This is a genomic window from Stenotrophomonas sp. 2YAF26 (assembly GCF_052114625.1).
Taxonomy (GTDB): Bacteria; Pseudomonadota; Gammaproteobacteria; order Xanthomonadales; family Xanthomonadaceae; genus Stenotrophomonas; species Stenotrophomonas indicatrix.
Genome location: NZ_JBFRFC010000008.1, coordinates 81,670 through 94,085 on the forward strand (window position 1 = coordinate 81,670; position 12,416 = coordinate 94,085).

10 protein-coding genes are annotated in these 12,416 nt (G+C 66.2%); 9 read left to right on the forward strand and 1 reads right to left on the reverse strand.

The window, feature by feature from the left end; translation table 11 throughout:
* Positions 1–39: 39 nt before the first annotated feature.
* The 9 genes from AB4Y98_RS10470 to AB4Y98_RS10510 all read left to right on the forward strand — a co-directional run bounded on the left by AB4Y98_RS10470 (position 40) and on the right by AB4Y98_RS10510 (position 11,984).
* Positions 40–699, forward strand: coding sequence for a glutathione S-transferase family protein (locus AB4Y98_RS10470; protein WP_025876778.1), 660 nt, complete (start codon positions 40–42; stop codon positions 697–699).
* Between the two features lie 89 nt (positions 700–788).
* Positions 789–3,068 (forward strand): thiamine pyrophosphate-dependent enzyme, encoded by a 2,280-nt coding sequence (locus AB4Y98_RS10475; RefSeq protein WP_442244312.1) that lies wholly within the window; start codon positions 789–791, stop codon positions 3,066–3,068.
* Positions 3,069–3,071: 3 nt separating this feature from the next.
* Positions 3,072–5,015, forward strand: coding sequence for an asparagine synthase (glutamine-hydrolyzing) (gene asnB / locus AB4Y98_RS10480; RefSeq protein ID WP_223495689.1), 1,944 nt, complete (start codon positions 3,072–3,074; stop codon positions 5,013–5,015).
* A 66-nt stretch (positions 5,016–5,081) separates the two neighbouring features.
* Positions 5,082–5,642, forward strand: a complete 561-nt coding sequence (locus AB4Y98_RS10485; RefSeq protein WP_033831525.1) for an NADPH-dependent FMN reductase — start codon at positions 5,082–5,084, stop codon at positions 5,640–5,642.
* Between the two features lie 212 nt (positions 5,643–5,854).
* Positions 5,855–7,285, forward strand: coding sequence for a replicative DNA helicase (locus AB4Y98_RS10490; protein ID WP_099821134.1), 1,431 nt, complete (start codon positions 5,855–5,857; stop codon positions 7,283–7,285).
* Between the two features lie 223 nt (positions 7,286–7,508).
* On the forward strand, positions 7,509–9,752 hold the full coding sequence (locus AB4Y98_RS10495) for a TonB-dependent receptor domain-containing protein (RefSeq protein ID WP_442244313.1): 2,244 nt from the start codon (positions 7,509–7,511) through the stop codon (positions 9,750–9,752).
* The gene (locus AB4Y98_RS10500) at positions 9,752–11,341 is read left to right on the forward strand and encodes an alkaline phosphatase D family protein (protein WP_442244314.1); all 1,590 of its coding nucleotides are present in this window, start codon (positions 9,752–9,754) and stop codon (positions 11,339–11,341) included. The genes AB4Y98_RS10495 and AB4Y98_RS10500 overlap by 1 nt, the downstream gene beginning before the upstream one ends.
* 167 nt (positions 11,342–11,508) lie before the next feature.
* A complete protein-coding gene (locus AB4Y98_RS10505; RefSeq protein WP_100552980.1) occupies positions 11,509–11,727 on the forward strand; it encodes a hypothetical protein in 219 nt (72 codons plus the stop codon).
* Entirely contained in the window at positions 11,724–11,984 is a 261-nt protein-coding gene (locus AB4Y98_RS10510) for a hypothetical protein (RefSeq protein ID WP_312108798.1), read from the forward strand. Before AB4Y98_RS10505 ends, AB4Y98_RS10510 begins: the two co-directional genes overlap by 4 nt.
* A 112-nt stretch (positions 11,985–12,096) precedes the next feature.
* Here AB4Y98_RS10510 and AB4Y98_RS10515 read toward each other — a convergent pair whose 3' ends face one another.
* On the reverse strand, positions 12,097–12,333 hold the full coding sequence (locus tag AB4Y98_RS10515; RefSeq protein WP_312108796.1) for a hypothetical protein: 237 nt from the start codon (positions 12,331–12,333) through the stop codon (positions 12,097–12,099).
* Positions 12,334–12,416: the final 83 nt, after the last annotated feature.

Here is a 12,416-nt window from a genome sequence, read left to right on the forward strand (position 1 = left end):
GACAGCCGGCTGCAGGCCGGGACCTCCCTGGAGCAGGCAATGGTGGAAGAACGCATTGCGTTGACGGTGCATGGCATGTCGGTCTCGGGCAATTGCCACAAGGTGCGCCTGCTGCTGGAACAGCTTGGCAGCCGCTACCGCTGGGTGGAGGTGGACAGCGCCCACGGCCAGACCCATACAGCGGAATTTCTCGCCCTCAACCCCAATGCCAAGGTGCCGTTGATCGTGCGCGACGACGGCCGCGTGCTGACCGAGTCCAATGCGATCCTGTTCTGGCTGGCCGAGGGGACGCCGTATCTTCCCGCCGACGGTTGGCAGCGTGCGCAGGCATTGAGCTGGATGTTCTTCGAGCAGTACACGCATGAACCCTGCGTGGCGGTGGCACGCTTCATCCGCGGTTGGACACCGGCCGACTCGCCACGCCGTGCTGAACTGCCGCGCCTGCATGAGCGCGCTGCCAGCGCGCTGGCGGTGATGGAGCAACATCTGCGCCAGGCGCAGTGGTTCACCGGCGATGACTACGGTATCGCCGATATCGCCTTGTTTGCCTATTCCGATGTCGCCGCCGACGGTGGCATCGCACTGGATCCATTCCCGCAGGTGCGGGCCTGGTTGCAGCGGGTGCGAGCGCAGCCTCGCTTCGTGCCCATGCCTGCGGTGACCGCCGAGGTGCGCGCGCGGTTCAACGCACCGGATTGATTCCCCTGCAGCGTCGGGCGTGCTCGACCAGCGGAAGCGTCGGGCAGCCTTGGCGTTACGGTCTGCAACAACGACACGGAGGGTGTTCGATGTTCGCTGTGGTTCCTGATCCCATTCCCGCACGCATGCGCGGTCTCAATCGCGCCGAGGTCTGTGACGTCAATTTCCTCGAGGCCGTACGCGCCTGGAGCGGCATCCCGCGGCCGCGTCCGGCGCCGGATGCGCCGATCCTGCCGGGCAGCACCCTCACCGCCGCCGCCTTCGGCGAGCTGTTCGAATCGCAGCTGCTCAGTCGCCAGCTGGACCTGATGGCGCGCGTGCTGCGCGTGCAGAACAAGGTCTTCTACACCATCGGCTCGTCCGGTCATGAAGGCAATGCGCTGCTTGCGCGCGCCTGCCGCCACACCGACCCCGCCTTCCTGCACTACCGTTCCGGCGCGTTCATGGCCGAGCGTGCGCGGCTGGTGCCCGGCATGGATCCGGTGCGCGACGCCGCGCTGTCCTTCGCCGCCAGTGCCGATGATCCGGCCAGCGGCGGCCGTCACAAAGTGTGGGGCAGCAAGCCGCTGTGGGTGCTGCCGCAGACCTCGACCATCGCCTCGCACCTGCCCAAGGCGGTGGGTACCGCGCTGGCGATCGAGAGTGGCAGGCGCCTGAGCCAGCCGCTGCCGATTCCCGCCGACAGCATCGTGATGTGCTCCTTCGGCGACGCTTCGGCCAACCATGCCACCGCGCAGACTGCGTTCAATACCGCGATGTGGTCGGCCTATCAGAAGCTGCCGGTGCCGATCCTGTTCGTCTGCGAGGACAATGGCCTGGGTATTTCGGTGAAGACCCCTGAAGGATGGATCGCAGAGCGCTTCAGCCGGCAACCGGGCCTGGACTATTTCTTTGCCGATGGCCTGGACCTGGCGGCCGGACACGCACAGGTGCAGGCGGCGGTCGAACATTGCCGGCGCATGCGGCGGCCCACCTTCCTGCACCTGCGCACCACGCGGTTGATGGGCCACGCCGGTACCGACTTCGAAGTGGAATGGCGGGCGTTGGCCGAACTGTGTGCGGCCGAGGCGCAGGACCCGCTGCTGCGCTCGGCGCAGATTGCGCTGGAATCGGGCTGGATGGATGCGGCGGGCGTCGAGGCTGCCTATGAAACCCTGCGCGCGCGCTGCATGGCCGCTGCCATCGATGCCGACACGCGGCCGAAGCTGCAGACATTGCAGGAGGTGATCACGCCGTTGGCACCCTATACGCCCGCAGCGGTGCAGGCTGAGGCCGAGCGCGTGGCGCCCATCGAGGCCCGGCAGGCGCTGTATGGCGGCGCCGATTCGCTGCCCGAAGGGCAACCGCCGCGGCATCTGGCGATACAGATCAACCACGGGCTGCAGGAGCTGCTGGGCAAGTACCCGCAGGCGTTGTTGTTTGGCGAGGACGTGGCGCAGAAAGGCGGCGTTTACACGGTGACGCGCGACCTGCTGCGCCGTTTCGGCCCGCGCCGGGTGTTCAACACGCTGCTGGACGAGACCATGATCCTGGGCATGGCCCAGGGGCTGGCCAACATGGGCATGCTGCCGATCCCGGAAATCCAGTACCTGGCCTACCTGCACAACGCCATCGACCAGGTACGTGGCGAGGCCTGCTCGCTGCAGTTCTTCTCCAACGACCAGTTCCGCAACCCGATGCTGGTACGGGTGGCCGGGCTGGGCTACCAGAAGGGGTTCGGCGGCCATTTCCACAACGACAATTCGATCACGGCGCTGCGTGACATCCCGGGACTGGTGGTGGGCTGTCCGTCGCGTGGCGATGATGCGGTGATGATGCTGCGCACATTGGCGGCATTGGCCCGCGTGGATGGCCGGGTAGCGGTGTTCCTGGAACCGATCGCCCTTTACATGACCAAGGATCTGCACGCGACCGGCGACGGCCAGTGGTTGTTCGACTACCCTGCGCCCGGGCAGGCGCTGGTGCTGGGCGAGGGCAGGGTGTACTCGCCGGATGCCACCGATCTGGTGATCTTCACCTACGGCAACGGTGTGCCGATGGCGCTGCGTGCAGCGGTCGCCATCGAGCAGCAGCTGGGCTGGCAGGTGCGTGTGGTCGACCTGCGCTGGCTGGTGCCGTTGAATGCGGCCTTCATCGGCGCCCAGGCCGCCACTGCGCAGCGGGTGCTGGTGCTGGACGAGGGGCGGCGGAGTGGTGGCGTCGGCGAAGGCGTGATCACCGCGCTGGTCGAGGCCGGCCATGGCCACCTGCCCGTGCGCCGGGTCTGCGGTGCCGATACCTATACGCCACTGGCGGGGGCAGCAATGTTCGGGCTTCCAAGCGACAATGCGGTGATTGGCGCCGCCCTCGACCTGGCGCAGGAACCCTGATGCATGTGTGGATTGGCAGGTATGTTGTTGCCGGCGGCACAGACGCCGGCCGAGGTCCTGCAGGCGCAGGCGCAGGCCATGGGCCAGGCGCTGCACCATCGCGGGCCGGATGACGGCGGTACCTGGGTAGATGCCGCCGCTGGCATTGCCCTGGCCCACCGGCGCCTGAGCATCCTCGATCTTTCACCGCTGGGCCACCAGCCGATGGCCTCGGCCGACGGCCGCTATGTGATGGCCTACAACGGCGAGGTCTACAACTTCGCCACGCTGCGCGCCGAACTGGAGCCGCTGGGGCATGCGTTCCGTGGCCATTCCGATACCGAGGTGCTGTTGGCCGCGATCCTGCAGTGGGGCGTCGAGGACACCCTGCAGCGCGCCAACGGCATGTTTGCCATCGCCCTGTGGGACCGCCAGGAACAGTGCTTGTGGCTGGCCCGCGACCGGGTCGGCAAGAAGCCGCTGTACTACGGCTGGGCCGGTGATGCCCTGGTGTTCGGCTCGGAGCTGAAGGCGCTCTGGCAGCACCCGGATTTCGACAACGATATCGACCGCGATGCGCTGACGCTGCTGCTGCGGCTGGATTACATCCCGGCACCGCACAGCATCCACCAGCGCTGCTACAAACTGATGCCCGGGCGCGTGCTGCGGCTGGATGCGGCGACGGTGGCGGCCGGGGCCAGCGCCCATCGGCCCGAGCAGGCGCAGCGTCCGTACTGGGACGCGCGCGCGCGCATGCAGGCGGCACTGGCCACACCGTTCCAGGGCCGCATCGAGGAGGCCGAGGAGCAGCTGGATGGCCTGCTGCGGGATGCGGTGGCGCTGCGCATGGTCGCCGATGTGCCGGTGGGCGTGTTCCTGTCCGGCGGCACCGATTCGTCGCTGGTGGCGGCGCTGATGCAGGCGCAGAGCGGGCAGCCGGTGCACAGCTTCAGCATCGGCTTCAGCGGCTCGCACCACGACGAGGCACCGTTGGCCAGGGAACTGGCTACCCACCTTGGCTGTGATCACACCGAGCTGTATGTCAGTGGCGCCGATGCGTTGGCGGTGGTGCCGCAGCTGCCGGCGATGTTCGACGAACCCTTTGCCGATGCCTCGCAGGTGCCGACCGCGCTGGTCGCCCGCCTCGCCCGCCAGGGCGTGACCGTTGCGTTGTCCGGCGATGGCGGCGATGAGCTGTTCTTCGGCTATACCCGCTATGTGCGTGCGCTGCGCAACTGGCAGATGCTGGGACGGGTGCCCGCGCCGCTGCGGCGTTGGATGGGCGCGCGTGCGCATCAGCAGGGCGAGGCGTCGCGCACCGGCGGGCTGGCCGCGTTGCTGGCCGAAACCGGCGCACGTGGTATCGGCGATGTGTATCGCAACCGCATCTCGCGCTGGCGCGATCCGGCGGCCGCGGTGATCGGTGCACGCGAGGCGGGCAGCTTCTACGATCTGGCCGATCCGCTGCATGGTGCCGGTACGCCGGCCGACGCGATGATGCTGGCCGACTTCGTCAGCTATCTTCCCGATGATCTGCTGTGCAAGGTCGACCGCACATCGATGGCGGTCAGCCTGGAGGCACGTGCGCCCTTGCTGGACTGGCGCGTGGCCGAGTTCGCGTGGTCGCTGCCGCTGGGCTTCAAGCGCAGTGAGTCGACCAGCAAGGTGCTGCTCAAGCGCGTGCTGGGGCGGTACGTGCCGCAGTCGATGGTGCACCGGCCCAAGCGTGGATTCGGCGCACCGGTCAGTGATTGGCTGAAGGGCGATCTGAAGCCCTGGGCGGACGAGCTGTTGCAGCCGGCGCGACTGGAACGCGAAGGCGTGCTGTCGGCCGCCGCCGTGCAGCCGCTGTGGCAGCAGTTCCTGGGCGGCCAGCGCAAGTGGCACACGCACCTGTGGAACGTGCTGATGTTCCAGGCCTGGCAGGACCACTGGCGGCAGGTGCGCGCAGGCGTGAAGCGCGCTTGATCTTCACCGGCGGGGAAGGGCGCGGCGGCTAGGCTGGCCCTCCCGCACCGTGAGGAGTATGTCCTGATGTCCGTCCCCACCATTGCTGTATTCGTCGGCAGCCTGCGCAAGGACTCATGCAACCGCAAGCTGGCCCGCGCGCTGGAGAAACTTGCGGGTGACAAGGCGCGCTTCCAGTACGTGCAGATCGGCGACCTGCCGCTGTACGACCAGGATTTCGACGCCAGCTACCCGGCACAGGGCACGCGCCTGAAGGACCAGGTACGCGCCGCCGACGCCGTGCTGTTCGTGACCCCCGAGTACAACCGTTCCGTGCCGGGCGTGTTGAAGAATGCGATCGACATCGGCTCACGCCCCTACGGCGACAGCGCTTTTGCGGGCAAGCCAGCGGCGGTGATCGGTGCTTCCATCGGCCAGATCGGCACGGCGGTGGCCCAGCAGCACCTGCGCAACAGCCTGGCCTTCCTGGACATGCACGTGCTTGGCCAGCCCGAGGCGTTCATCCACTTCAAGGATGGCCTGATCGATGCCGACGGTACGATCCACAATGAAGGCACGCAGACGTTCCTGCAGGGCTATGTGGACCGGTTCCTGGCCCTGATCGCGGTACATGCCAAGGGCGATTGACGCCAGCAGCGGCGGTTCCCATCTGCGATAATGGTCCACTCGGGCGTCGCAACGACGCCCGTCGCAGGCAATGCGACGCCCTCGCGCCAGTCTGGACAGGCTCAGGCGGATATCCCCCGTTTTTCCACGGCTTATCCACAGATTTGTCCATGGTCGCCGGGGTCGGCGCATGCCTACACTCGTCTGGCCCCTTTTGCAGGAAACACCGCAGCATGTCCGCCCGTTCCGGCTTCCGTTCCAACCGCAGAGAGCGCGGCGATGGCTTCGATCGCGATCGCGATGAATCGCGTATCGACCAGTTGCGCGTGCCGCCGCACTCGGTGGAGGCCGAACAGGCGGTGCTGGGCGGCCTGATGCTGGCACCAGACGCCTACGACCGGGTCAACGATCAGCTGACCGAGGGTGACTTCTACCGCCGCGACCATCAGATGATCTACCGGGCGATCCGCGAGCTGTCCGAGCGCGAGCGCCCCTTCGATGCGGTGACCCTGGGCGAGTGGTTCGAATCGCAGGGCAAGATGGAGCTGGTGGGCGATGGCGCCTATCTGATCGAACTGGCCAGCACCACGCCGTCGGCAGCCAATATCGTGGCCTATGCCGAGATCGTGCGCGACAAGGCGGTGCTGCGGCAGCTGATCCAGGTCGGCACCGACATCGTCAACGATGGTTTCCAGCCCGAGGGCCGTGACAGCAGCGAGCTGCTGTCCGCTGCGGAAAAGAGCGTGTTCGCCATTGCCGAACAGGGCGCGCGCGGCCGTACCGACTTCGTGGCCATGCCCGGTGCGTTGAAGGACGCGTTCGAAGAGCTGCGCAACCGCTTCGAGAATGGCGGCAACATCACCGGCCTGCCGACTGGCTACACTGATTTCGACGCGATGACCGCCGGCCTGCAGCCGACCGACCTGATCATCCTTGCCGCGCGTCCTGCAATGGGCAAGACCACCTTCGCCCTGAACATCGCCGAGTACGCGGCGATCAAGTCGAAGAAGGGCGTGGCGGTGTTCTCGATGGAAATGTCCGCATCGCAGCTGGCGATGCGCCTGATCTCCTCCAATGGCCGCATCAACGCGCAGCGCCTGCGTACCGGCCAGCTGGAGGACGAGGACTGGAGCCGGGTGACCGGTGCGATCAAGATGCTGAAGGAAACCAAGATCTTCATCGACGATACGCCAGGCGTGTCGCCGGAGATCCTGCGCTCCAAGTGCCGCCGCCTCAAGCGCGAGCACGACCTGGGCCTGATCGTGATCGACTACCTGCAGCTGATGAGCGTGCCGGGCAACAGCGAGAACCGCGCGACCGAAATTTCCGAGATCTCGCGTTCGCTGAAGGGCCTGGCCAAGGAACTGCACGTGCCGGTCATCGCGCTGTCCCAGCTCAACCGCTCGCTGGAAACGCGTACCGACAAGCGCCCGGTGATGGCCGACCTTCGCGAATCGGGCGCAATCGAGCAGGATGCGGACATGATCGTCTTCATCTACCGCGACGATTACTACAACAAGGAAAATTCGCCGGACAAGGGCCTGGCCGAGATCATCATCGGCAAGCACCGTGGTGGCCCCACCGGCTCGTGCAAGCTGAAGTTCTTCGGCGAATACACCCGTTTCGACAACCTGGCCCACGACTCGGTCGGTTCGTTCGAGTAACGGTAGTGCCGGCCGCTGGCCGGCAACGTCCACCAGGTAGCGTAGAGCCGAGGCGATGCTCGGCTCTTTTCGTTCCAGCGCACCCGGCGTCATATTCTCCACTCGGATCGCCAAAAATCCGTATGTGGCGTGTAAATGACATGTAACGCAACGCTTCTACGATTCCGCCGCTGCTGCTCCTTTGACGCCGCCCTTCGGCGTCCAGCGCGCCCAAGGAATCCCCATGTCTTGCCATGCTCCGCTTCGCCGCAATCTGCTGGCCCTGCTGGTCTGTGCCTCACTGCCATCGCTGGCCGCCGCTGAAACCGCTCCTGCCGTCGACGCGCAGTCGGCCACCACCCTGGATTCGGTCTCGGTGATCGGCCGGGGCGAGGCGCGCCAGGTCCAGCGCGTGACCGCCGAGGACATGAAGGTGCTGCCGCCCGGCGCCAACCCGCTGAAGCTGCTGGCCAGCAAGCCGGGCGTGCATTTCGAATCGGCCGATGCCACCGGTGCCTACGAGTGGTCCACCAGCATCAGTCTGCGCGGCTTCAACCAGAACCGCCTGGGCTACACGCTCGATGGCATCCCGCTGGGCAACATGAGCTATGGCAACAGCAACGGCCTGCACATCAGCCGCGCGGTGATCAGCGAGAACCTGGGCGGCGCCGAGGTCTCCACCGGCATCGGTGCGCTGGGCACGCCGTCGACCAGCAACCTGGGTGGGGTGTTCCAGTTCTATTCCATCGATCCTTCCACCGAATACGGTGTCGTGGTGGCGCAGAGCCTGGGCAGTGACAGTGCACGCCGCAGCTATGCACGCCTGGAAACCGGCGAACACCAGGGCTTCGCCGCCTACCTGTCCGGTGCGTATTCGGAGAGCGACAAGTGGAAGGGCAAGGGCTCGCATGAACTCAAGCAGTTCAACGGCAAGGCGACCTACAACTTCGGCGTCGACAGCCGCATCACCGCACTGTTCAACGCCTCGCGCCGGGTTGAGGCCGATTACCAGGACCTGTCGCTGGAGATGATCGATCGCCTGGGCTGGAACTGGGACAACTATGCGCCGGACTGGAACCGTGCACTGGCAGCTGCGCGTGGCCAGTACAGCGGCGGCGTCAACAGCCCGTGGGATGCGTATTACTCGGGCCATGGCCTGCGCAACGATGATGTCTCCAGCATCGCCGGTGACTTCGGCCTCAACGAGACGATGCGCCTGAAAGTCAACGTCTACAACCACAGCAACCGCGGCCAGGGCCACTGGTTCAGCCCGTCCAATCCTTCCAACCCGGGCACCAGTCGCGAGATTCCGATCTCGATCCGCACGACCGAGTATGCGATCGACCGCACCGGCGTGACCTCGGCGTTCACCTGGAACGTCGGCGGCCACGAACTGGAGGCCGGCCTCTGGTACGAAGACAACGGCCACAGCGTGCAGCGCAACTTCTACTACATCGATGGCCCGATCACCGACGACTTCTTCTTGCGCAATCCGGACCAGCGCGTGTGGCACCAGCGTTACACCACCATCACCCGCCAGTTCTACGTGCAGGACCGCTTCCGCCTGTTCGACGACCGCCTGACCATCGACGTCGGTGCCAAGTCGCCCAACACCCGCACCAGCGTGCGCACGCCGCTGGGCAGCTATGCCAACAACAGCAGCCTCACCGCGAAGAAGGGGCTGTTGCCGCAGGCCGGCTTCAACTTCAAGCTGGACGAGCGCAACGAGATCTTCGGTTCGTATGCGAAGAACATCGCGGCCTACGCGCTGGGTGTGGGCAGTCCGTTCAATGTTCCGCAGGTAGCGTTCGATGCCAGCGCCAAGGACCTGAAGCCGGAACAGTCGCGCACCATCGAACTGGGTTGGCGCGGTTATGGCCAGGGGTATGAAGCCTCGGTCGCGGTGTACGACGTCAAGTTCGACAACCGCCTGCTGGCCATCGCCCAGTGCGTGGGCATCCTCGGTTGCCCGGCGCTGTATTCCAACGTCGGCTCGGTCACCAGCCGCGGTGCCGAGGCGACCCTGCAGTTGAAACCGATGCGCGACCTGAGCTGGTCCAATGCGCTGTCGTGGAATGACAGCAGCTACGACAACGACTACGTCAACAACGGTGTGGTGCCGACCCGCGGCAAGAAGACGGTCGACACTCCGGAATGGATGTTCGCCAGCACCCTGGCGTGGACGCCGGGCCCGTGGGACCTGCGCCTGGCGGCCAACCATGTCGGCAAGCGCTACGTGACCTACACCAATGACGTCTCCGTGCCGAGCTACTGGCTGATCAATGCGTCGGTGGCCTATGACATGGGCAAGCTCGGCCCGGCGCAGAACCTGACCCTGGCGCTGAACCTGACCAACCTGGCCGACAAGCAGTATCTGGCGACCATCAACACCAACGGCACCTACGCTGCTGATCCCACCCGCAGCCTGGCGACCATGCAGGTCGGTGCGCCGCGGCAGGTGATGGCCACCGCGACCGTGCGCTTCTGATGGAGCGCATCGCCGATCCGGAAACCCGCCGTCGTCTGCTGCGCCTGGCCTGGCAGGGGACCGGAGCGGCGATCGCACTGGCGGCCATGCCTGGCGTAGCCGCCACCGGTCCGCGGCCGCGACTGGGGCGCGATCCGTTCACCCTCGGCATCGCCGCGGGTGATCCGGATGCGCAGGGCGCGGTGCTGTGGACGCGTCTTGCACCGGATCCCCTCAACGGCGGTGGCATGCCGTCGCGCGCGATCCCGGTGCGCTGGTTCATTGCCGAAGATCCGGCGATGCGCCGGCTGGTGCAGCGTGGCGTGGCGGCGGCCGTGCCGGAGTTGGCACATTCGGTGCACGTGGAAGTGACCGGCCTGCGTCCAGGGCGCGATTACTACTATCGATTCGCCTGCGACGGCGGCGAGGAGAGTCCGATCGGGCATTTCCGCACCGCGCCGCTGCCGGATGCGCAGCTGCAGCAGCTGCGACTGGCGTTGTGCACCTGCCAGGCCTGGAACAGCGGCTACTATCCGGTACTGGCGGATATCGCCCGCAGCGATGTCGATCTGGTGCTGCATGCCGGTGACTACCTGTACGAATACAGCCCGTTGCAGAATGCGCGTGGCAGCACCCTGGACGCACAGCGCTTCAGCGGTGAGACCCTCAGCCAGGAGCGTTATCGCGACCAGTACGCGCTGTACAAGCTCGACCCGGACCTGCAGGCCGCGCACGCCGCGCACGCCTTCGCGGTAATCTGGGACGACCACGAAGTGCAGAATGACTATTCCGGCATCCATCCGGAAAAGAGCGACGTGCCGACCGAGGACTTCATCGTTCGCCGCGCCGCTGCGTATCGCGCGTTCTACGAACACCTGCCGATGCGCAGCACGCCGGCCGGCAACGGTGGCCTGCGCGTGCACCGCCGCCTGCGCTACGGCGACCTGGCCCAGCTGACGCTGCTGGATTGCCGTCAGTTCCGTCCGGCCAACCCCTGTGGCGTCGGTGAATCGCCACGCTGCGAGGCGGCACTGGATCCGCGCATGAGCATGCTCGGAGTGGGGCAGGAGGCCTGGTTTGCGCAGTCGATGGCGGCCGCGGCTGGAACACGCTGGAACGTGGTGGTGCAGCAGCTGCTGGTGGCGCAGTTGCGGTTGGAGCAGGGCACGCCGCGCGAACGTTTCTGGAACGACGCCTGGGATGGCTACCCGGCCGCCCGCAAGCGCCTGCTGCAGGCGATGCAAGCCGGCGGGCAGGGCAACGCCATCGTACTGGGCGGTGACTGGCACTCCACGTTCGTCAATGACCTGAAGCTGGATTTCGATGCCGTGGATGCACCGGTGATCGCAACCGAGTTCATCGCCCCAGCGATCAGCAGTGGCGGCGATGACACGCCGTATGGCCCGTACTACGGTCCGTCGATCCCGCAGAATCCGCACATCCGTTATTTCGATGGCGACCGTCGTGGCTGGTGGAAGCTGCAGTTGAACCGGCAGACCGTGGACGCGGAACTGCGCTTCGCCGACAGCGTGCTGCGGCGCGATGCGGAAGTTCGCACGGCCGCGCGCTTCCAGGTGAGCCACGGTCGTCCGGGCGCAGTGCCGGTGTGAATCCGTTCGGTAGTGCCGGCCGCTGGCCGGCAACCTCCTGAATCTCCGGTTTCCCCACCATCGGTTTCATCGCCCCCAGCCGGGTTTCGTCGCAAACCGTTTGCCCGGGCTGGGGGCGGGGCGCCAAGGTGATGGCGGGCGGCGGGGTGCCGCCGAGGGAGCCTGTGATGAAGACCTTGTTCGCGCTCGGTGTGTGGTGCCTGTTGTTCGTGCTGTGCTGGCCGTTGGCGATCCTGGCGCTGGTGGCCTGGCCATTCGTGTGGCTGCTGAGCCTGCCGTTCCGCTTGGTCGGCATCACCTTCTCGGCGCTGTTCGCCTTCCTGCGCGCGCTGTTCATGCTGCCGGCACGCCTGCTGGGTGGTGGCCGCGGCGCGGTGACGGCATGAGGCCGCTTGCCATCACGACGCTGGCGCTGCTGATGGCGGCGCCGGCCTTGGCCAAGGATCCGCCGTCGGCCTACCTTGAGCGTCAGCATGCTGCCGGCAAGGCGGAAGTCAAAACGACCGACAAGGACACCGGGAAGGAAAGCTGCCGGGTGGTAAAGGAATGGAAGGTGGGTGAAGTGATCGCCCAACACCGGATCTGTGACGATCCGCCGAAGTCGGACACTACGGACCGGGAACGCACACCGCCGCAGCGTTGATGCAGGGCCACGCTGGGTCAGGCAGTCTGGGCATGTGGCCCGGTCTGCGCGGCCGGCCGTTCACTGATCCGCTGCAGATTGGCAGATGCTGCCGGGCCACACGACGAACGAATCAGCCCGATGGTGGTCGCTGGATGGCCAACGACCGGACCAGCTCTTCGCCGGTAGCGGCGATCTCGAAATCCACGCCGTCGAAGGTTACGGAATTGCCGTTTGCCAGCGCATACCTTGGCAGGCCTTCGGCCAGGTTTGTGCCGGGAAGAATCGTTGCGTCGAAGTGAGGCCAGAACTTGAATACCAACACCCTGCGGCCATCTTCGCCCCGAGTCTCGATTCGTTCGTTCTCCATGGAGATCTCCAATGTCTGAACAGCCCCACGAGCAGGTGCGGGAGCACCACCTGTCGCGCATCCGTGGCTTGGCGATGCAACGC